At 66.6% G+C, this 20642-nt stretch carries 19 protein-coding genes; 12 read left to right on the top strand and 7 right to left on the bottom strand.

The window, feature by feature from the left end; genetic code table 11:
- Positions 1 to 11: 11 nt before the first annotated feature.
- The 6 genes from rfbB to E1261_RS28735 all read right to left on the bottom strand — a co-directional run bounded on the left by rfbB (position 12) and on the right by E1261_RS28735 (position 6483).
- The gene (rfbB, locus tag E1261_RS28710) at positions 12 to 1025 is read right to left on the bottom strand and encodes a dTDP-glucose 4,6-dehydratase (RefSeq protein WP_132411951.1); all 1014 of its coding nucleotides are present in this window, start codon (positions 1023 to 1025) and stop codon (positions 12 to 14) included.
- Positions 1026 to 1907, bottom strand: coding sequence for a glucose-1-phosphate thymidylyltransferase RfbA (gene rfbA, locus E1261_RS28715; protein WP_132411953.1), 882 nt, complete (start codon positions 1905 to 1907; stop codon positions 1026 to 1028).
- A 232-nt stretch (positions 1908 to 2139) separates the two neighbouring features.
- Entirely contained in the window at positions 2140 to 2967 is an 828-nt protein-coding gene (locus E1261_RS28720; RefSeq protein WP_132411955.1) for a carbohydrate ABC transporter permease, read from the bottom strand.
- Positions 2964 to 3890 (bottom strand): carbohydrate ABC transporter permease, encoded by a 927-nt coding sequence (locus E1261_RS28725; RefSeq protein WP_132411957.1) that lies wholly within the window; start codon positions 3888 to 3890, stop codon positions 2964 to 2966. Before E1261_RS28725 ends, E1261_RS28720 begins: the two co-directional genes overlap by 4 nt.
- Before the next feature lie 24 nt (positions 3891 to 3914).
- Positions 3915 to 5306, bottom strand: a complete 1392-nt coding sequence (locus E1261_RS28730; protein ID WP_132411959.1) for an extracellular solute-binding protein — start codon at positions 5304 to 5306, stop codon at positions 3915 to 3917.
- A 181-nt stretch (positions 5307 to 5487) separates the two neighbouring features.
- On the bottom strand, positions 5488 to 6483 hold the full coding sequence (locus tag E1261_RS28735; protein WP_132411961.1) for an ABC-2 transporter permease: 996 nt from the start codon (positions 6481 to 6483) through the stop codon (positions 5488 to 5490).
- 110 nt (positions 6484 to 6593) lie between these two features.
- On the opposite strand from E1261_RS28735, the gene E1261_RS28740 reads away from it, so the two are divergent.
- From E1261_RS28740 to E1261_RS28780, 9 genes are all read left to right on the top strand, one after another.
- Entirely contained in the window at positions 6594 to 7187 is a 594-nt protein-coding gene (locus E1261_RS28740; protein ID WP_132411963.1) for a TetR/AcrR family transcriptional regulator, read from the top strand.
- Positions 7188 to 7396: 209 nt separating this feature from the next.
- The gene (locus tag E1261_RS28745; protein WP_132411965.1) at positions 7397 to 8653 is read left to right on the top strand and encodes an MFS transporter; all 1257 of its coding nucleotides are present in this window, start codon (positions 7397 to 7399) and stop codon (positions 8651 to 8653) included.
- A complete protein-coding gene (locus E1261_RS28750; protein ID WP_132411967.1) occupies positions 8626 to 9801 on the top strand; it encodes a radical SAM protein in 1176 nt (391 codons plus the stop codon). Before E1261_RS28745 ends, E1261_RS28750 begins: the two co-directional genes overlap by 28 nt.
- 2 nt (positions 9802 to 9803) lie before the next feature.
- Positions 9804 to 10058, top strand: a complete 255-nt coding sequence (locus tag E1261_RS28755; protein WP_202875110.1) for an acyl carrier protein — start codon at positions 9804 to 9806, stop codon at positions 10056 to 10058.
- Entirely contained in the window at positions 10055 to 11239 is a 1185-nt protein-coding gene (locus tag E1261_RS28760; RefSeq protein WP_132411969.1) for a hypothetical protein, read from the top strand. Before E1261_RS28755 ends, E1261_RS28760 begins: the two co-directional genes overlap by 4 nt.
- On the top strand, positions 11229 to 12203 hold the full coding sequence (locus E1261_RS28765; protein ID WP_132411971.1) for a Gfo/Idh/MocA family protein: 975 nt from the start codon (positions 11229 to 11231) through the stop codon (positions 12201 to 12203). The genes E1261_RS28760 and E1261_RS28765 overlap by 11 nt, the downstream gene beginning before the upstream one ends.
- A gap of 31 nt (positions 12204 to 12234) precedes the next feature.
- Positions 12235 to 13146, top strand: coding sequence for a phosphotransferase family protein (locus tag E1261_RS28770; RefSeq protein ID WP_132411973.1), 912 nt, complete (start codon positions 12235 to 12237; stop codon positions 13144 to 13146).
- On the top strand, positions 13143 to 14168 hold the full coding sequence (locus tag E1261_RS28775; RefSeq protein ID WP_132411975.1) for a glycosyltransferase family protein: 1026 nt from the start codon (positions 13143 to 13145) through the stop codon (positions 14166 to 14168). The genes E1261_RS28770 and E1261_RS28775 overlap by 4 nt, the downstream gene beginning before the upstream one ends.
- A gap of 32 nt (positions 14169 to 14200) precedes the next feature.
- Positions 14201 to 15298 (top strand): condensation domain-containing protein, encoded by a 1098-nt coding sequence (locus tag E1261_RS28780; protein WP_132411977.1) that lies wholly within the window; start codon positions 14201 to 14203, stop codon positions 15296 to 15298.
- On the opposite strand, the gene E1261_RS28785 is transcribed toward E1261_RS28780, so the two are convergent.
- Positions 15276 to 16184 carry a glycoside hydrolase family 113 gene (locus E1261_RS28785; RefSeq protein ID WP_132411979.1) on the bottom strand — a complete coding sequence of 303 codons (909 nt, stop codon included), beginning with the start codon at positions 16182 to 16184 and terminating at the stop codon, positions 15276 to 15278. The genes E1261_RS28780 and E1261_RS28785 overlap by 23 nt on opposite strands.
- Positions 16185 to 16249: 65 nt before the next feature.
- Here E1261_RS28785 and E1261_RS28790 point away from each other — a divergent pair, with 65 nt between their 5' ends.
- The 3 genes from E1261_RS28790 to E1261_RS28800 all read left to right on the top strand — a co-directional run.
- Positions 16250 to 17362: a helix-turn-helix transcriptional regulator gene (locus E1261_RS28790; RefSeq protein WP_132411981.1), complete on the top strand. Its 1113-nt coding sequence runs from the start codon at positions 16250 to 16252 to the stop codon at positions 17360 to 17362.
- Between the two features lie 70 nt (positions 17363 to 17432).
- Positions 17433 to 18215 (top strand): ABC transporter ATP-binding protein, encoded by a 783-nt coding sequence (locus E1261_RS28795; RefSeq protein WP_132411983.1) that lies wholly within the window; start codon positions 17433 to 17435, stop codon positions 18213 to 18215.
- The coding region (locus E1261_RS28800; protein WP_132411985.1) for an ABC transporter permease at positions 18212 to 20642 on the top strand (2431 nt) is incomplete at its 3' end. The genes E1261_RS28795 and E1261_RS28800, both read left to right, overlap by 4 nt.

The raw sequence follows: 20642 nt of genomic DNA on the forward strand, positions 1-20642 counted from the left end.
GGGAGGGACCACTACCCGTTCTTCGGTACGGCGGTTGGGGGGTTCGCGGCGTAGCGGGCTTCGGTGGTGGCCTTCGCCGCCTGCCACCAGGGTTCGTGGTCGCGGTACCAGGTGATGGTGTCGGCGAGGCCGGATTCGAAGTCGTTGTACTGCGGGGTCCAGGCGAGTTCGGTGCGGAGTTTGGTGGAGTCGGTGGCGTAGCGGAGGTCGTGGCCGGGGCGGTCGGGGACCAGGTCGTAGGCGTCGGCGGGTTGGCCCAGGAGGCGGAGGATCGTTTCGGTGACCTGTTTGTTGGAGCGTTCCTGGCCGGAGCCGATCAGGTAGGTATCCCCCAGGCGACCGGACTGCAGGATGAGTTGTACGGCGGTGTTGTGGTCGTCGACGTGGGTCCACTCGCGGACGTTGGCGCCGGCCCCGTAGACCTTCGGACGCCGGCCGGTCAGGACCGAAGTGATGTGGCGCGGGATGAGCTTCTCGACATGCTGGTACGGGCCGTAGTTGTTGGCGCAGTTGGAGATCGTGGCGGCAATCCCGTACGAGCGGGTCCACGCCCGAACCAGATGGTCGGAGCTCGCCTTGCTGGCCGAGTACGGCGACGACGGGTCGTACCGCGTCTCCTCGGTGAACCGCGTGCCGGTGTCGAGCGGCAGCGCACCGAACACTTCGTCGGTCGAGATGTGGTGCAGGCGGACGTCGTACCGGCGTACTGCCTCGAGGAGGTTGAACGTGCCGACTACGTTCGTCCGGATGAACGGCGCCGGGTCGCCGAGCGAGTTGTCGACATGCGACTCGGCGGCGAAATGTACGATGACATCGGTCTGCCCGACCAGCCGATCGACCAGCGACGCATCAGCGATATCGCCTTCGACGAACTCGATGTCGTCGGCAACCGGTGCCAGGTTGCGGACATCACCGGCGTACGTGAGCGCATCCAGCACGGTGATCCGGCCGTACGTCGATACGGCGCTCTGCACGAAGTTCGCGCCGATGAACCCGGCGCCGCCAGTCACCAGGACCCGGTCCATCTATCGATGCACCAGCCTCGGTCCGCTCAACAGCCCCAGCAGGTACTCGCCGTACCCGGAATTGCGCAGTGGCTCGGCGAGCAGCCGGAGGTCGTCATCGCTGATGAAACCCTGCCGCCAGGCGGCCTCCTCGACACAACCGACCTTGAGTCCGGTGCGATTCTCCAGCACCCGCACGAAGTCGGACGCATCCGCCAACGACTCGATCGTCCCGGTATCGAGCCACACCGATCCACGATCCAACTGCTGCACCTGCAGTTTGCCGCGGCGCAGGTACTCCCGGTTCACATCGGTGATCTCGAGCTCGCCGCGAGCACTCGGCTGCAACGACCGCGCGATCTCCACCACGTCGTTGTCGTAGAAGTACAGACCGACCACCGCAAAGTTCGACCGCGGCTCAGTCGGCTTCTCCTCGATCCCGATCGCGCGCCGATCCGCATCGAACTCCACCACGCCGTACCGCCGCGGATCCGCAACGGTATAAGCGAAAACCACGCCGCCGTCCGGATCCGCCCGGCCCCTCAGCTCATCCCCGAACCCGTCCCCGTAGAACAGGTTGTCCCCCAGAATCAGCGCCACCGCGCCGTCCCCGATGAACTCCTCCGCCACCAAAAACGCCTCGGCAATCCCGTTCGGCCGCGCCTGTACGGCGTACCTGAACGTGCACCCGAACTGCGCCCCGTCCCCCAGCAACCGCCCGAAACTGGCGCTGTCCTCCGGGGTCGTGATGATCAGGATGTCGTCGATCCCCGCACTCATCAACGTGGCCAGCGGGTAGTAGATCATCGGCTTGTCGTAGATCGGCATCAGGTGCTTCGAGATCCCCCGAGCCATCGGGTACAACCGCGTCCCCGACCCACCAGCCAGCACGATCCCCTTCATCAAGCCTCCTCCCCCGCACCCTAGGACGACTACTTGCCCCCCGCAATCACCCCGGCGAGTCGCCGGCTAGGGCGTGTCTCTTAAGTCCGCGCCGTAGCGAGCATGTGCTCGGTGCGGTGCATCGGTGCGCTGGAGGGGAGGCCTCGATGCTTTTCCATCGTGGCCTTTCCTCCAGTGCGGCGAGGTGCCGTGCCGGGTGCAGCGCAGTAGGCGTGGGCTTAAGAGATACGCCCTAGCCCTTGATGGCGCCGCCGAGGGCGAAGGCGCCGCCCAGTTTCCTGCTGAGCAACAAGTACAGCAGCAACACCGGGGTGGTGTAGATGAGGGAGTACGCGGCCAGCTGGCCGTAGTTGGGTTCGCCGTACTGGCCGAAGAAGGTGAAGATGCTGACGGAGGCGGGCAGGCGTTCCGGGGAGAGCAGCAGCATGAAGGGGACGAAGAAGTTTCCCCACATGCCGATGAAGGTGAAGATCAGCACCACGGCGATTCCGGGCCACATCAGCGGAAGCACGATGCTCTTCAGCGCCCGCATGTTGCTGGCACCGTCAACCCAGGCGGCCTCTTCCAGCGAGATCGGTACGCCGTCCATGAACGTCTTGGTCAGCCAGATCGCGAACGGCAACGAGCTCGTGGCCATGAACATGATCGTGCCACCCAGCGTGTCCACCAGGTTCAGCTGAACGAACAACCCGTACACCGGCACCATCACCGCGGTGATCGGCAACCCCGTGCAGAACAACACGGTCAGCAGGAACGGCCGGTTGAAGCGGGACTTGAACCGCGACAACGGGTACGCCGCCAAGACCGCGCACACCATGGTGAGCAACGCCGCCCCGCCGCACAGCACGATGCCGTTGAGCACCGGCCGGTACGTCGTATCCGTGTTCAGCACTGCCTTGAAATTCCCGAGCGTCGGATCCGTCGGGAACTCGACCCGCAGTCCCGCCGTCCGGTTGATCGAGGCGAACAACACCCACAGCAGCGGGAGAACAAACAAGATGCCGATGGCAAGCAGCACCAGGTTCGATGCCAGCTTGCTGATCCGGTCCCGGGCGATCACGCTGCCTCCGAGTTGAGTCCACGCAGGTAGATCAGCGAGAAGACCGCACCGATCGCCAGCATCACCAGGGCGATCGCGGTCCCGTAGCCGATCTGGGAGAAGCTGAACGCCTGCTCGTACATGTACAGCGGCAGCGTCTGGGACTTGGTCCCCGGACCACCGCGGGTCATCGCGTAGATCAGGCCGAACACGCTCAGCGTCTGCAGCGTGATCAGCATCAGGTTGGTCATGATCGCCCGGCTGATCATCGGCAGCGTCACGAACACGAGCCGCCGCCAGCCGCCGGCGCCGTCCATCTCGGCCGACTCCTCGATCTCCTTCGGCACCTCGCTGAGAGCCGCGGAGTACACCAGCATCGAGAACGCCGTACCGCGCCAGATGTTGGCCAGCGAGACCGCGATGATCGGTGCCGCGTACAACCAGTCCTGGCCGGGCAGGCCGACCGCGTGCAGCATCACGTTCAGGGTGCCCTCTTCGTTGAAGAACGCCGAGAGCAGGTACGCCGCGACGACCTCGGGCAGCACCCACGCACCGATGACCGCCGTACCGACGAAGTTGCGGACCACCTTGGTGGACTTGCGCATCAGCAGCGCCAGCCCGAGCCCGAGGGTGTTCTGGCCGATGATCGCGGAGACCAGCGTGAACACCAAGGTCAGCCAGATCGCGTTGCTGAACGCACCGCTGCCGAAGGCCTTGCGGAAGTTGTCCAGGCCGACGAACGTCACGTTCGCCGCACCGGTACCGGTCAGCGCCATGTTCGTGAACGCGGCGTAAATGCAGTACAGGATCGGGCCGGCCAGGAAGACCAGCATGAGTCCGATGGCCGGGGTGAGCGGCAGCATCTTGAACAGGTTCGCGGTCCGCGGCTTCCCGTTGCGTCCGGGTTTGGACGCAACGGGAGCCGGAGCGACAGTCGTCGTCACAGGGAGGGTTCCTTCACGAAAGGGCTACTGGCCTGCGGTCGTCTTGTCCTTACCGACAATGCCTTCGACCGCTTCGTCGTAGTTCTTCGCGGCGTCGTCCACCGAGGACTGTCCGGTCATCACCGCCTCCATCGCGGTGATGATCTCGTTCGAGACCTTCGGGTACTCCGCGTAGGCCGGCCGGTACACGGTGACCGAGACCAGGTCGGTGAAGAACTGCGTGCTCTTCGACGAGCTCTTGTAGCCCTCGTCCGCGGCGACATCCTTGCGAACGGCGATCTGTGCGCCGTCGGTCGCGTACTTGGCCGCGTTCTTCTGGGTCTGCAGGGTCTTGATCAGGTTCCAGGCCGCGTCAGGGTTCTTCGACTTGGCCGGGATCGCCCAGGTCCAGCCACCGGAGAGGCTGACCTTGCCCTTACCGCCACCGTCCTGGGTCGGCATCGCGGTCTGGCCCATCACCTCGGTCCACTGCGGCCACGGCTTGGCGCCGGTCTTCTGCCAGTTGCCGTAGATCCAGGAGCCGTCCAGTGCGATCCCGAGCTTGCCCTCGGGGAGCAGTTCGGTGCCGACCTTGCTGCCCATGTTCGGGTCCAGCGCCTGCTTCGGGGACGGGCCGATGCCTTCGGTGAAGACGGTCTTGATGAAGTTCAGCGAGTCCTTGAAGCCCTGGCTGCCGACGACCCACTTCTGCTGGTCGCTGTTGTAGAGCGAGTCCTTCGTGCCGTACAGGAGCATCTCGAAGCCCTGCATGGCCGAGGCCTCACCCATCGGCTTACCCGAGTAGATGTTGAAGGGGGTGACGCCGGGGACCTTCGCCTTGATGGTCCGGGCCGCGGTCAGTACGTCGTCCCACGTCTTCGGCTGCCAGTCGGTCGGCAGGCCGGCCTTGGCGAAGATCTGCTTGTTGTACCAAAGTGCCCGGGTGTCGGTGCCGTCCGGAACGCCGTACGTCTTGCCGTCCAGCGCCTTGGCCGCACCCTTGGCAGTCTCCTCGAACTGGCCCCACTGGTCCCACTTCGCGATGTAGTCGTCGAGCGGCCGCAGGTAGCCCGCGGTGATGTCGGAGTTGATCAGGAAGGTGTCTTCGTAGACCACGTCCGGTGCGGTGTTCGGCGACCGCATCATCAGCTGCAGCTTGGTGTAGTAGTCGTTCTCACTCGCCACGATCGGCAGGACCTCGACCGTCGAGCCAGGGTTGGCCGCCTCGTACTCGGACTTCACGCCGGCGAGGAAGGTCTTCATGGTCGTGCCCGGGCCCCATTGCTGGTAGGCGATCTTGATGTTCGCCGGGCCACTGCTCTGACCACCGGGTTCCGGCTGCTTGGTACTCGACCCCTGACTACAGGCCGAGACCGCCAGCAGCAGCGCGGACGCGGCCAGCGCACCGGCCGCCTTGAAACGCTTTCTTGTCACCATCAGGTCCACCTTCGGGCAATCGTTGTCATCCCGGTACCACGGCCCAAACAGACGGGCTTTTGGCGAACTTAGGAGGCTGACGGCCGTGAAGTCAATGGGTGGCAGACAACGTTGTCCGCGCTGACAGGCGAAAGCGCGGTGACCTTGTCATAACAATCAGGTCACCGCGCCGAAACATCGTTCAGACAGTAACCGGCGTTGCCTCGTGACGGCCATGGACGACACGTTGCGACCGCATCGCACCCAGGCCACAGAGCGCCAGGCCGAGAGCAAGCCACGCGCTCAGTACGACGAACGCCGTACCGGACCCGGCTCCGTCGAAGAAGCTCACGGAGCGCAACGCCGTACCAGCGGCTCCCGGCGGGAGGAACTGACCGAACGCACCCCACCCGCTCGGCAGCATCTCCGGAGCACTCGTCAGACCCGACAGCGGATTGCCGAGCAGCATCATCAACGCGGCCCCGACACCGAGCCCGGCCAATCCGAACAGCCACTCCAGTCCGAGCAACGTGAGGCTGATCGCCGCGATCGACAGCGCGATCACGCCGGAGTTCGCGAAGTAGTTGCCTTCAAAAGACCCAAGCCAGAACTGCAGTACGGCGGTCAGCGCGAGCCCGCCCGTGATGGCCAGACCGACGGCCCCGATCATCCGGCTCGCACCGGAGCGGATCCGCATGGTCAGCACGGCCGCGGTCATGATGCCGCCGAGTACCAGCGGAAGCGCACCAGCGGCTAGACCTGCGCCGCGCGGGTCGTCCGCAGGCAGCGGCACAATGTCGGTCACCTTCGCCGGACGGTCCGGCGACACCCGGCTGGCCAGTTGAGTCAGCAGTTGGGCGATCACGGGTCCACCGGCCGAGGCGGTCAGCACCTCGGGCTGCGCCGGGTCGAGCACGATCGCGCCGTACACCTCGCGGTCCTCGATCTTCTGCGCGGCGGCAGCCCGGTCGGCGACCGGAGTGATCTCGAACCCGCCCGGCATCGCCTGCTCCAGCCCGGCCTGGACCTGGCCGATCGCCTGGCTCGGACCGGCCACTGCGATCGGTACGTCGCGGGGCGCGGACCGGGCGGCCGGCCACGCGAACGCGATCAGCAGCACAGTGAGCACGGCAGTGAGCAGCAGAACGACGGCAACCAGGGGTGGCTGGCGGTGCTCGGCCTGCGTCTCAGCAGTCATGAGTGGGACTCCTTCTCGAGCTAAAACCGAATGATCATTCTCTATTGATTCCGAGCCTGGCGCAGGATGGTCGGCTTGTCAAGAACGGACATTCGTTTTAAGTTCACGGCATGCCCAAGGTGACCGAGGAACATCGCGTGGCCCGCCGCGCCCAGATCGTGGCGGCCGCGCGCTCCTGCGTGATCGAGCAGGGTTTCCACAAGGCGACGATGGCCGATGTGATCGCGGCCTCCGGCCTGTCCGCCGGCGCCGTCTACGGCTACTTCAAGAGCAAGGAAGAGATCGTCGCCGCGATCGCCGAGGAGGCTCTCAGCAACGTCGACGACCTGTTCGAAACAGTCCTGGTCACCGATGGGCCGCTGCATCCGGTGACGGCGCTGGAGCACGTCATGAACCACATCGTCACGCTCGCCGAGCGCCCCGGCGGCGACGTCACCCGGGTCGGAGTGCAGGCCTGGTCCGAGGCACTGCGCAACCCGGCCGTGATGGAGATTGCCGGCGGCAAGTACCGGATGCTGCGCTCCCGCTTCGCCGAGGTCGCCCGTCGCGCCCAGGCCGACGGCACCATCGACGCCGGCGTCGACCCCGAGCACGTCGCCCAGGTCCTGTTCGGTTTCGTGCCCGGTTTCATCCTGCAGCGCCTGATCATCGGCGACGTCACCCCCGAGTCCTACACCGCCGGACTGCGCGCGCTGCTCAAGTAGCTGAGTCGGGTCTGCTCAAGTCATCAGACCTCCCAAAACTGAGAGTCCGTACCACTTGTCACCGTCAGCGAGGAATTCATGACGGAGGGGTTGAGTAGCGGGACCTACCCGGTTAAGTTGTCCGAGCACTTCTTTCAAGACTTAAAGAAAGCAAGCATTCAGAGCTTGAAGAAAGGCCGGGGTTCAGCCAACGACGCTGGGGGCGACGGGTGCGCGGACGAACGATCACACGAACACGGTCAGACGGCGATCTGGCGTGGTACTGGAGCAGCCAGTCGGCGAGCTTCGTCGGTGACCGGCTGACCGGTTTCGCCGTTCCCAGTATCGCGATTCTGACGCTCGACGCGTCCAGCGCCGAGGTCGGCGTACTGTCCGCGCTGGGCTGGTTCGCCTACCCCGCGTTCGGGCTGGTAGCCGGAGCCGCGCTCTCCCATGTCCCCCGCCGTCGCGTGATGATCGCCGGCGAGACCGTCCGCTTCGCCGTCTTCGCGACGATCCCACTGGCCGCGATCCTCGGCGGTGCCGGGATGGGCCAGCTCTTCGTGGTGGTTGCGATCGCCGGTGTCGCCATGGTGTTCGTGGACGTCGCCAGCCAGTCCTACCTGCCCGCACTGGTCTCCCCTGGCCAACTGGTCGGTGCCAACGCCAAGCTGCAGAGCTCGGACAGCGCCTCCAAGCTCGTCGGTCCAGCACTGGCCGGTCTGCTGCTCAGAACCACCGGCTCCACCATCGGCCTGTTCCTGAGCGCCCTGCCGTTCCTGGCCTCGGCGTACGGCCGTACTCGGATCAGAACGATCGAGCCGCCCGCAGAACCCGCGCAAGCGCCGTTCCTGCAACGAATCCGCACCGGCTTCGACTTTGTACGACGTCACCCAGTCCTGCGCCGACAGGTCGGAGCGGCCGCGGTGCGCAGCTTCGGCACCGGCATGGTCGACGCCGTACTGCTGCTGTTCGCGTACCGCGTTCTCGGGCTCTCCAGCCTCGCCGGCGGCCTGCTGATCGCCGCAGGTTCAGTCGGCGGCCTGCTCGGCGCCTTCGTAGCCAACCGCCTCGCCAGCAAGCTGGGTACCCGCAGGGTGCTGCTGCTGACGAGCGTGGAAGCCCTGTGCTGGTTGGCGATTCCACTCTGCCTCGTGACAACACCTGCTGTGACTCTGGTGCTGATCCGAGTGCTCGCAGGCGGCTGGCTGCCGGTGTGGAACGTCGTGACCACCAGTGTCCGTCAGCAGGTCACTCCGGCCGCACTGCAGAGCACAGTGCATGCGACGGCCCGCACGCTCACCTCGTCCACCGTTCCCCTCGGTGCGCTCACCGGCGGCTTCGCCGGCGGCGTACTGAGCACTCATCTCGGGGCCGCAACCGGTCTCGTCCTGGTACTCGCGACGGGAGGTGTGATCGCCGGAAGCAGTGCCCTACTCGCCACTCCACGGGAGGTCCGATGCGCCCCACCACGACCCGCACCCTGAACACCAAAGAGTTCGCCGACATCCTGCACACCGTCTCGATCCGGTCCAAGGCTCGCAAGAACCTGCTGACCGACCCCGAGTACGCCGCTCCGCTGCCGCAGGAGGTCAGTCTGCAACTGACCTACCGCTGCAACCTGCGCTGCACGCACTGCTACCAGTGGAACGAGCAGGGCTTCTTCCGCGACTTCAGCTCCGAGCGCCAGCGCACCGAACTGGACCTGTCCGTCATCGAGGACGTGCTGAAGACGACCGCTGAGGTCCGCTCCAAGATGTTCCTCTGGGGTGGCGAGCCGTTGATGCACACGAAGTTCGACGAGGTCGCGAAGCTGCTGGAGAAGTACCCGCGAACCGTCAACATGTGCACCAACGGCCTGCTGTTCAAGCGCAAGGTCGACGACCTGCTCCGGATCGGTGAGAACCTCAACCTCCTGGTCAGCCTGGACGGTCTGGGCGAGGACCACGAGGCACTGCGTGGCCGCGGCACGTTCAAGCGGACCATGGAGAACATCCAGCTGATGCTGGACCTCAAACGCGACGGGAAGTGGGACGGCGAGCTTTCGCTGTCCTGCATGGTCTCCCACGTCACCGTGCACAAGATGTACGAGTTCATGGAGTGGGCCGAGGAGCTGGGCGTCAACACCGTCTACTTCCAGTTCCCCTGGTACATCAGCCCGTCGGTCGCGGATGCGATGGACCGGCTCTACGAGCAGTCGTTCGCCTGGCTGGAGCCGAACACCGACACCAAGAAGCCCACCTGGCACTCGTACACGTACCAGCTGCCCGAGGAGGAGCTGCCCGCGCTGCGGGAGTCGATGGCCCGGCTGGCGTCCCGCGCGTGGAACGTGCGGCTGCGCTACCAGCCGCAACTCGAGGACGACGAGGTCACCGACTTCATCCTCGGTACGTCGCGCCCCGCGCAGCACCGCAGCAAGTGCCTCGCGGTCTCGAACCGGATGGAGGTGCACGCCGACGGTGCGGTCAGCTCCTGCAAGTTCTTCCCGGAGTTCGTAGTCGGCAACCTCTACGAGCAGTCGGTCAGCGATCTGTGGCAGAGCCAGTCGTTCCGCGAGGTCCGCCGGATCATGTCCGAGAACGGAATGATGCCGGTCTGCTCGAAGTGCATTCTTCTCTACCTGAACGGAGTCTGAGGGTGACCATCGAAGACCGCGTGAAGCTGGTGCTGGCCAAGGTGCTCGACAACGGCACGACCGCCGAGGAGATCGGCTCCGGCGCCGACCTGGTCGAGGAGTACGGTCTGGACTCGCTGCAGACGATCACGTTCCTGCTGGCGATCGAGGACGAGTTCGACCTCGAACTCGACTATCCCGCCTTGCAGCTGGACGATCTGCGATCGGTGCGGCAGTTCAGCGCCTTCGTGGAGCGGCTGGCAACTCCAGTGCAATGACGGTCCGCTTCGGGACGTTCGACGCGGAGACGTGGTGGCGGCCGGCCGACTTGGCCGAGCTGCCATCGGTCGGCGGCGACGACCCTGCTGTCGGCGCGATGGACGAGCTGCTGCTGGGTTTCTGCGCACCGGACGACCTGCTCATCACCAGGTACCCGATGCACCCGGATCTCCTGACCGGACATCGCGTCCGCCATCTTTCGGTCGACGATCCGGGACCTGGTCCGGTCGAGCGGTTCATCGATCCGAATCTGGTGCATGGTGCGGAGGTCGCGCCGTACGCGGTCCTGCCGGACACCTCCCGGCTCGTCGGCGCGAGCCTGCCACCGAGCGAGGTCGTTGCCCAGGTCAACTCCAAGACCTGGTCCAACGAACTGGTGATCGAACTCGGCCTCCCCGGCGCGGGCCGAGTCGTCCGCTCACCGGAGGAGCTGGTCACCGCCGTCACCGAGCTCGACTTTCGAGCCCTGGTGAAGGATCCGTACGGCGTCTCCGGCCGCGCTCTGCTCGAAATCTCTACGCCCGGCGTCCTGCGCGCGGTCGAGCGAGTGCTGCGCAAACAGGACCGCCGAGTCGAGCTGCTCGTCCAGGAGAAACTCCCCAAGCTGCACGACTTCTCCGGCCACTTCCTCTTGCACCGCGACGGTACGGCGGACTTCCTCGGCCTGCAGCAGATGACCAACAAAGGCTTCCGCCATCTCGGCTCCCACCGACCGCCGGCTTCCCTGATCGATGAAAGCTGGTACGCCGAATCGCTGGGCGGCGTCATCGACGCGCTCGCGAAGGCCGGGTACTGGGGACCGGTCGGCGTCGACGCCATGCTGCTCGCGGACGGAACCGTCGTACCGGTCCTCGAGATCAATGCCCGTCAATCCCTCGGCCTGCTCACCCTGCACCTGGATCAGCGGTCCGACCTGACCGCCCACCTGTGGCAGCTCGAACTGAATGTTGCTCCAGGCAAGGGAATTACCGACGTACTGCAGGCCTTCGACGGTCTGCTCAGCACCGGCGACGGGCCCGGCGTACTGGTGCTGAACGGCAGCACCCTCGCCGCGCCCGGCGGCCGCGTGTACCTGGCAATCTTCTGCCGCCCGGACGACCTCGGCCAGTGGCAACGCCGCTTGGTGACCGCGGTCGACACCGCCGGCCTGACACCACGAGGGATGACCGATGCCGCTTGAGATCGGGCTGATCGGAGCCACCGGGATCGCTGCCCGCACCATGCTGGCACCGGCCACCACCGCGAACGCTCATGTCCGGGCAGTCGCGGCCAGTGACGCCGTACGAGCCAAGGAGTTCGCCAACCAGCACGGGATCGAGGTCGTACACGAGAACTACGCAGCCCTGCTCGCCGACCCTTCGGTCGAGGCTGTCTACATCTCGCTGCACAACTCGGCCCACCACCGCTGGGCGGTCCGCGCAGCCGTCGCCGGGAAGCACGTGATCGTCGAGAAACCCTTGTGCCTGACCGCGGAACAGGTCGCCGAGCTGGAGTTCGCCGCCGATGGCACCGTCCAGGTCACCGAGGCCGTGGCGACGGCCAACCACGAGTGGCAGCAGGTGGTCCGCTCCTTCATCGACGACGGCCGGTACGGCGTACTGCGGACCGTCCGCACCCGCATGACCTTCGCCGAACCGAAACCCGGCGGCTACCGCGACCAACCCGAGCTAGGCGGTGGCATCTTCTTCGACTGCGCCAGCTACTGGCTCCAGGCGATCCAGGCGACAGTCGGCCTCAACTCGGAAACCGACGCCGTCGAGGTGACCGGCGAGTCAGCCTTCGACGGTCCCAACGGAGTAGACCGCTCCTTCGTAGCTTCCCTGCACTGGCCCGACGGCGCAACCGCAACCCTGCACTGCGAGACGGGTCCCAACCACCTCAGCGAACACCTCTACGAGTTCGACCAGGCCACCGTCAAACTCCGCAACTTCCTCCGCCCAGTCCTAGGCGCAGTCCCCCTCAACCTGGTCATCACCCCCACCAACGCCAACCGCGAAGTCATCACCTTCGCCCCCACCGCCTACTACGAACGCCAACTGACCAACTTCGTCAACGGCACCTCAGACCTGGCCGACGCCATCCCGCGGATAGAGCTGATGGACGCCATCTACGCCGACGCCCGCCGCCGAAAGGCCACCCCATGAGCCACGCCTCTGCCCGCCGCGCGGTCACCGCATGAGCGGCGCGTCGGGCCGCCGCCCCCAGCCCCGCCCTCTGGACCCCGGCTACCTCGCCTCCTTGCTCTCTCGTGCAGGTCGAGATCCCGCGGCACTGATCACCGTCACGGAGCTTGCCGACGGCACCTACAACACCGTGCACCTGGTCAAACACGCCGACGGTGACCTGGTGCTGAAGATCGCCCCGACCGGTCCCGGGCTCACCCACGAGCAGAACCTCATCCAGACCGAGGCCACGTTCTACCAAGCAGCACTGGGCAAAGCACCGGTTCCCGAAGTCGTTCTCTCCGGCAACGACTTCCTCCTGATGACCGCGCTGCCCGGCGTTACGATCCACAGCATCCCCTCCGAACGAGCGCAGTACAGGCGTGAGCTCGGTGCGATCGTCGCAAGCCTGCACGAGGTCACCGGCACCGACGGCTTCGGCTACCCACAACGCGGTCTCAAGGACTCGTGGAGCAAGGCCTTCCTAGCCATGTTCGATGACGTCCTGTACGACGCCGCCCGGTACGACGTCGCGCTCCCGGCCAAGGTGTCCCGCCAACTGGTCACCGACCGCACCGCCCTACTCGACTCGGTCCGAGTCCCACGCCTGATCCACTTCGACCTGTGGGACGGCAACATCCTGGTCGACGACGGCCGCGTGACCGGCCTCATCGACGGCGAGCGCGCCTTCTGGGGCGACCCAGTAGCGGAGTTCGTCTCCCTGACCCTCTTCAGCGACATCGACGCCGATTTGATCACCGGGTACGGCGCCGACATCGACCGCGAACGGCTCTCGCTCTACCGCGTCTACCTCTACCTGATCATGCTCATCGAAGGCACCCCACGCGGCTACACCGGCCCCGACCACGCCGGTCTCATCAAACTAGTCGAGCGCCACCTCGCCAAAGAACTGGCAACACTGTGATCGAGATCCTGACCTCCGGCGTAGCGCTAGGCGTCCACGTCCCCGGACTCCTCCTAGCCGACCGCATCCGCGAACAAGGCGGCCAAGTCTCCGTCTCAGTCCTGGAACGCCTCATGCCGGCCAAAACGCTCGAAACCACCGCCCAGTCCAAACTAGCCTTCCACCGCGACTTCCGAGTCGCCATGGCCGGCCAGAAGCTCGCCGGAAACGCCTCCCGCGCCGCAGACCCGGCAGCTGTCGAACAGCTCTTCAAAGACTGGCAGTCCCGCGGAGTCAGCCGGTTCATCGTCTTCTCCGGCTTCTGGCTCACCCTGCTCACCGACTACCTCGAACACCACGGACCGGTCGACGTAGACATCTGCCACGTCGACTCCGTCATCTCCCCCTCATTCCAGAAGGTGGGCACCCCGCCGTACCCAGTCCGGCACGTCAAGCTCGCCGACGCGGACGCAGGCACGATCCCCTGCAGCATCCCGGTCAGCCGGGACGCACCGATCGCCTGGACCGACCGCGACCACCGACTGCTCGTGCACGGCGGCGGTTGGGGCATGGGCACCTACCGCGAGTACGCCGCCGAGCTCGGCACCGTGGGTTTCGCACTGGACGTGGTCGCCTACGAGAAGCAGGACCTGACCTCAGACGGCGTCCGCTACTTCATGATCGACCCGGACTGGCATCCCTGGCTGGACGACGGCTATCCGCCGTTCGGGCTCGCCGGGGAGGCGTTCGAGCAGCGCACTGGTCACCATGGCTCGTTCGACCTGTGTCGGCAGGCACTGGCCACCGTGAGCAAGCCCGGCGGCGGCACGCTGCTCGACTCGCTGTGGTCGGCAACCCCACTCGTCCTACTGGAACCATTCGGCGCCCACGAGCAGCGCAACGCCGACCTGTGGATCTCACTCGGCTATGGCATCGCCTTCGAGGACTGGGCCGCCAAGGACTTCGCTGTCGACGTACTGCATGACCTACACGAGGCACTGCTCAAGGCGGAGGTGCCTGACTACTCGGAGGCGCTGCTGTGAAGACCTCCTTATGGCAGACGTTCGCTCTACATATGGACGCGAACCGCCCGGGGTTCGCGCGAGGACCGTGGTTCACCATGAACGCCGTACTCGAGCTGGACGGCGCACTGGACCACAGTGCGCTCGCAGCCGCGTTCCACGAGCTGCAGCGGCGGCACGACGTACTGCGCACCGAGATCGTCGACCAGTCCCAGCTGATCCACCTCGCGCCGACAGCCGAGCTGGAGCTGGTCGATGCGGTCGAGACACATGCCGAGGTACCGCTCGCAGCACCAGTCCGGCTGCGGCTGGCGGGTAACCGGCTCGCCCTGCACCTGCACCACATGATCGCCGACCCGGTGACACTCTGGACCACCCTGGACGAGCTGGCCATGCTCTACTCCAACCCCGACGCACCGCCACCAGCAGCGCAGTACTCCGACTACACGCTCAACGAAGCCGCACTGGTCGAACGCCAACGCGGTCCGGCCAGTGACTGGTGGCAGGCCCGACTCACCGACGCCAAGCCCTGCCCGCAACCACCACCGCAGCCAGCCAACCCGTTTGCCTACCGCGAGCAGCTACTCACGCCTCACGAGTTGGCGGCTGTAGATCAGCGGACCCGGCAACAACGCAGTACGCCGCTCGTCACCCTGCTGGCCGCGCTGGCCGCTGGCATGACGCCGTACGTCGGAGCTGGTGACACCCTGGTCTTCGCCACCCTGTTCAGCAAACGCGACCGCCCACAGTGGCAGCGCGTACTCGGCCCCTGCATCGTCCCGTCCGCCCTGGCGATCCCCCGCGACGCCGACATCCCCGCAGTCCGCGAAGCCGTAGTCGGTTGCAGCCGCTACGCACGCTTCCCCATTCTGGAGGCCGACGTACCGACCCGCGCCCCGTTCTTCGAGTACGTCCCCCAGAACTGGCCGTCCGGCTACCACTTCGGCCCCGTCCACGCCACGGTCGCAGCCGTCGCCGGCCCCAAAGACACCGGCCTGGCCGACATCCTCGGCATCCGCCTCCGCCCGACCACCGACAACGCCCTCACCGGCCACTTCAGCGGCGACGGCACGGACTGGACCGAGCACCTGGTGTCGCAGCTGTGCTCCGGCACCCGCACCCACCTGCTCAGCCAGAGCGAGAAGCGTTGAGCTCCGCCAGCGCGCCGTACACCCGCTTCGGCTGCCGCCCGCCGAGCTCGTCAACGGCAACCAGCCCGTACGACGAGACGTCCAGATCATGCACGGGGTCGCCAGGCCGGTGCGGCAGCTCGAAGCCCGCGAAACTGAACCAGAACGCCGCATCCAGGCCGGTCCGGTCGAACACCTCGACCAGCTCCCGCAAGTACCGCACCTGCTCCTCTTCGTCGCGCTCGTAGCGACCATCCAACCGCGGCGGGTCGAGCGTCCGGTCGACAATCATCCACCCCTTGCCCCCACGCGCGGCCGCACCCCGATAAGCACAGCAGCCGAACTCCGTGGCAACCACCGGCTTGCCCCACTTCTGCAGCTCCCGAAGGTTGTCCGCGAAGGTCGCCTCGTTCTGAGCGTCCCGGTACGCATCGACCGCGACGATGTCGTACAACGCCCAGTCGACGTCCTCCCACATCCCCGCCGCATAAGTGATCCGCCCGCCGAACACAACCCGAGCCGCAGCCACCAACCGCCGCTCCGTCTCCCCCGGCACGAACCCCCGGCAGAACACCGACAGCTCGCACCCCAGCACCAACACAACCTCGCCGCGCTTCCGCAAAATCTCCGCCGCAGCCGCGCACTCCGCCAGGAACTCGATGAACTGCTCCGGCTCAAGATCCATCGGCATCGGCGAGAACCACAACTCGAGCCCAGCATCCAGCGCGGCCTCCCCCGCCAGCACAAGCCGATCCAGGTCATTCCCCACCACCCGAACCGCCGGCGCATGCAACTCAGCCGCAATCAGCCGGAGCTCCGCACGCACAGTCCCCGACGCAAACCGCCGCCGCGTACTGCGCCCGTCGTACAACACCCCAGTGTCGTAGGTGACGCCCACAGCACGCATACGCCAGCCTAACCCCAGATTTCTGGGGTCCACCCTGCCACCGGCAGCGGCGCATACTGAGCGATGTGAACACCTACCACGCCGAGTCGGCACGCGCCGGCCTGGAGGCGGCCGCCGACGCCGGATTGTCGTGGCAGGAGTTCGCACACGCCGCAGCCGATCTGCTCGACCGGGCGATCCCGTTCGACTCGATCTGCTTCGGAATCTCGGACCCGGCCACCAACCTGCTCACCGGCCGGGTGATGGTCGACATCGAGAACGACCCGGTCGGTGAGGTCCAGTTCGTCCAGTACGAGTACGGGCCGCCGGACTTCAACCACTTCGCCGACCTGGCCCGGCACGAGGTCGGGGTCGGCATCCTGGACGACGCGACGCAGGGCAACCGGCTGCACAGCCGGCGGATGCGCGACTACCTACCCGCCTTCGGGGTCGAGCACGAACTGCGCGGAGTCGTCCGCAGCGGCGGCCGGATGTGGGGCGTCTGCACGCTCTACCGCGAGCGCGGCCGGGTCGGGTTCTCGCCGGCCGAGGCACAGTTCGTCCACCGGATCGAATCGACGATGGCGCTCGGATTCCGGCGCGGTCTGATCGCCGCCGGCACCGGACAGCAGAGCCGGAGCCCGGCCACGGCGGTGGTCATCTTCGATGCCAACAGCGAGGTGCTGTCGGCGAGTGCGACGGCGGAGGAGCGGATCGCCGAGCTCGGCGGGGACCTGTGGACGCGGATACCGTCACCCGTGGCCGCGGTCGCGGCGGCCACCCTCCGCATCGCGGCCGGCGCCACCAACTACGTCCCGAGCGTGCGGCTGCGCAGCCCGACCGGTGAGTGGCTGGCGCTGCACGGTACGCAGATCCGCGATCGCGACGGCCTGACCGGACAGATCGCGGTGACCATCGAGTCCGCCGGACCAGCCAAGGTGATCCCCCTGATCGTCGAGGCCTACGGTCTGACCGAACGCGAGCAGGAGGTCGTCCAGCGCATCCTGCTCGGCGACAGTACGCACCAGATCGCCGCGGCCCTGCACTTGTCGCCGTACACGATCCAGGACCACCTCAAGGTGATCTTCGAGAAGGTCGGGGTGTCCAGCCGTCGCGAATTGTCGTCGCGGATCTACTTCGCCCAGTACGCCGGGCGCCTCGGCCGCGATGTCGCGCCGGACGGCTGGTTCGCGGAGTAGACCTACCACCACCCCTGGCGACGACTCAGCACCCTGGGGTGGAGCGCTGCGGTTCCGTAGCGTCCTGAGCATGACGAAGAAGCGGCAGGAAGCCGTGCTCCCGAGCGAGCATTCGGTGGTTCTCCAGGATGTACGGCGGGTCTATGGCCGGGGTGGCAATACCGTCACCGCGCTCGACGGGATCAGCATCGGGTTCGGCCGCGGCACGTTCACGGCGGTGATGGGGCCGTCGGGTTCCGGTAAGAGCACGTTCCTGCACTGTGCCGCGGGGCTGGATCGGCCTACCTCGGGTTCGGTTCTGATCGACGGGCTGCCGTTGGCCGGGATGAAGGAATACCAGCTGACCGAACTGCGCCGCGAGCGAATCGGCTTCGTGTTCCAATCGTTCAACCTGCTGCCTGCGCTGACGGTCTGGCAGAACGTCGTACTCCCGCAGGAGCTCGACGGCCGCCGGCCGAACAAGGCCGCAGTCCGCGAAGTACTCGAGCGGGTCGGCCTCAGCGACAAGCAGCGGAACCGCCCGGGCGAACTGTCCGGCGGTCAGCAGCAGCGTGTCGCGATCGCCCGCGCCCTGGTCGCCCGGCCGGCAGTGATCTTCGCCGACGAGCCGACCGGCGCCCTCGATACCCAGACCGCGGCCGACGTCCTCGAACTGCTCCGCGAACCGGTCCGCACCCAAGGCCAGACCGTCGTCATGGTCACCCACGACCCGGTCGCCGCGTCGTACGCGGACCAGGTCGTCTTCCTCGCCGACGGACGTCTCGCCGGCAGCCTGATCGCCCCGACCGCCGAGCAGGTCGCCGACCGGATGACGCACCTCGGTGCGCGCGGGAAGCTCGCGGTGACCGGATGATGCGGCTCGCCATCCGCACCTTGCGCTTCCGCAAGGGCGGATTCATCGCGACCTTCGTCGCAGTCGTTTTCGGTACGGCGATCGTGATGGCCTGCGGCGGTCTGATGGAGACCGGTATCCGCTCGAACGTCGAACCCCAGCGACTGGCCGCCGCCCCGATCGTGGTCACCGGCCAGCAGTCCCACAAACCACCGGGCGCCGACGAGGACCTCGACGCCTTCCCACTGACCGAGCTGGTCGGCGTGCCGGCTGAGTTGATCACCAAGATCCGCGCCGTCGAAGGGGTCACGGGAGTGATCGGCGACCGCAGCTTCACGGCACCGCTGGTCACGCCATCCGGGCCAGTGGTTGCCGAGGGCCACAACTGGGCGAGCGCTGCGCTGGCGCCGTACAAGCTGGTCAGCGGTCGGGCCCCTGGCGTCGGCGAGGTCGTCAGCACCAGCGGCAAGCCGGGCGATCGGGTTCGCGTATTGGTGAACGGCGTCCCGGAAAGCTTTACCTTGAGTGGCATTACCGCGGCTCCGGCTGGTCACACCTTCTTCAGTGAGCCCGACGCCGCGCGGCTCAGCCGGATGCCCGACCGGTACGCCGACGTCGGCGTACTGGTTGCCCCCGGCACCGACCTGGACGCGGTCAAGGAACGGATCGAGGATCTCGGGAATCTGAGTGCCCTGTCCGGAATCGACCGCGGGCTGGCCGAGCACCCTGGTACCGGCGGGCAGCGGGAGGCGCTGATCGCGATCGCGGGGTCGTTCGGCGGCATCGCGGCGATGACGATGATGTTCGTGGTCGCGTCAACGCTCGCGCTGTCCGCCCAACATCGCGAGCGGGAGTTCGCGCTCTTGCGAGGGATCGGTACGACGCCCGGCCAGGTACGGCGGATGATCCTCGGGGAAGGCCTGCTCGTGGCGCTCCCGGCTGTTGCCATCGGCATCATTCCCGGGACGCTGCTCGGCCGGTTCCTGTTCGACCAGCTCGCCGATCACGGGGTTGCGTCGCCGGTGATCTCCTTCTACCAAGGCATGATTCCGTTCGCGGCCGGTGCCGGTAGCGCGGTTCTCGCGGTGATCGGTGCGGCCCTGATCGCGGCCCGGAAGTCGGCCAAGATCAAGCCGGTCCAGGCACTGATGGAGTCCTCGCTGCAGCGCAAGTGGTTCAGCTGGGTGCGGCTGATCGCCGGCCTGCTGTTCCTCGGCGGCGGTCTCGCCTTGATGATCGTGACCGCAACCGTGATGGTCGGCCCGCTCGCCGGCGCCACTGCCGGTCCGTCCGTTCTGTGCTGGGCGATCGGTGTCGCGCTGCTCGGGCCCTTCTGGACCAAGGCCGTTCTGCTGTTGTGGCGTTGGCCGGTTCAAGCACTCAGCCGCGTCAACGGCCGCCTGGCGATCCGCAACGTCTCGGTCCGCTCAGTGGCGATGTCGGCCGCCGTGATGCCGGTGATGCTTGCCGTCGGCATCTCCACCGCCAACCTCTACATGCAGACCACCCAGGTCGACGCCGCCGCCAAAGCCTTCACCCGCGACCTCAACGCCGACGTCGTCCTCACCTCGGCAACCGGCCTGTCGCCGCAACTCGTGCAGCAGATCCGCGCCGTACCAGGTGTGGCCGGTGCGTCGGCGTACGTCCGCAGTACCGGCGTCATCGACGAACCCCGCAACGCCCCCTTCGACGACGACGGCGCCCCACTCATCGGCGTCGACGCCCAAGGAGCGAACGGCCCGGCCCCGGTCCGAGTCACCACCGGATCACTCACCGGCCTGACCGGCTCGACCGTCGCCCTGCCCGAATACGTCGCGCAGAAGATCAACCGCGGCATCGGCTCGACCATCACCATGACCTTGGGCGACGGCACCTCCATGAAGCTCCGAGTCGTCGCGACCTTCGCCGCCGACCGCGGTTACGAAAGCGTCGTGCTCCCCGCAACTCTCCTCACCGCGCACACCACCGACGGCCTGATCCGCCAGATCCTCGTCCGCACCACTCCCGCTGGCAACCCCGGCCCCGCGTTGACCAAACTCGCCGCCACGCACCCCGGCGTACAAGTCGCCGACCGCGAGGCCCTCGTCTCGGCCAACGCCGAAGACCAGAAAACCCAAGCCTGGGTCAACTACATGCTCGTCGGCATGCTCATCGCCTACACCGCGGTCTCGGTCGTCAACACGCTCGTCTCGACCACCCTGCGCCGGCGCCGCGAGTTCGCCCTCCAACGCCTCACCGGCTCAACCCGCAACCAGGTCCTCCGCATGCTCAGCGCCGAAAGCACCCTCATCGCCCTCTCCGGCATCACCCTAGGAACCCTGGTAGCCCTGGCCTCCCTCCTCCCCTTCTCCGCCAAAGTCGCCAACTCCCTCCCCACCGGCCCGATCTGGATCTACCTCCTGATCATCGGAGCCGCCACCCTCCTGACCTTCACCTCCACCCTCATCC

The organism is Kribbella albertanoniae, assembly GCF_004348455.1.
Classification (GTDB): domain Bacteria; phylum Actinomycetota; class Actinomycetes; order Propionibacteriales; family Kribbellaceae; genus Kribbella; species Kribbella albertanoniae.

What these genes read in the sequence shown, in the direction of transcription:
- E1261_RS28735 (WP_132411961.1), bottom strand. Translation starts at nt 6,483, where the DNA reads ATGACTGCTGAGACGCAGGCCGAGCACCGCCAGCCACCCCTGGTTGCC.
- E1261_RS28770 (WP_132411973.1), top strand. Translation starts at nt 12,235, where the DNA reads ATGAGCGGCGCGTCGGGCCGCCGCCCCCAGCCCCGCCCTCTGGACCCC.
- E1261_RS28730 (WP_132411959.1), bottom strand. Translation starts at nt 5,306, where the DNA reads ATGGTGACAAGAAAGCGTTTCAAGGCGGCCGGTGCGCTGGCCGCGTCC.
- E1261_RS28795 (WP_132411983.1), top strand. Translation starts at nt 17,433, where the DNA reads ATGACGAAGAAGCGGCAGGAAGCCGTGCTCCCGAGCGAGCATTCGGTG.
- rfbA (WP_132411953.1), bottom strand. Translation starts at nt 1,907, where the DNA reads ATGAAGGGGATCGTGCTGGCTGGTGGGTCGGGGACGCGGTTGTACCCG.
- E1261_RS28765 (WP_132411971.1), top strand. Translation starts at nt 11,229, where the DNA reads ATGCCGCTTGAGATCGGGCTGATCGGAGCCACCGGGATCGCTGCCCGC.
- E1261_RS28760 (WP_132411969.1), top strand. Translation starts at nt 10,055, where the DNA reads ATGACGGTCCGCTTCGGGACGTTCGACGCGGAGACGTGGTGGCGGCCG.
- rfbB (WP_132411951.1), bottom strand. Translation starts at nt 1,025, where the DNA reads ATGGACCGGGTCCTGGTGACTGGCGGCGCCGGGTTCATCGGCGCGAAC.
- E1261_RS28780 (WP_132411977.1), top strand. Translation starts at nt 14,201, where the DNA reads ATGGACGCGAACCGCCCGGGGTTCGCGCGAGGACCGTGGTTCACCATG.
- E1261_RS28785 (WP_132411979.1), bottom strand. Translation starts at nt 16,184, where the DNA reads ATGCGTGCTGTGGGCGTCACCTACGACACTGGGGTGTTGTACGACGGG.
- E1261_RS28740 (WP_132411963.1), top strand. Translation starts at nt 6,594, where the DNA reads ATGCCCAAGGTGACCGAGGAACATCGCGTGGCCCGCCGCGCCCAGATC.
- E1261_RS28750 (WP_132411967.1), top strand. Translation starts at nt 8,626, where the DNA reads ATGCGCCCCACCACGACCCGCACCCTGAACACCAAAGAGTTCGCCGAC.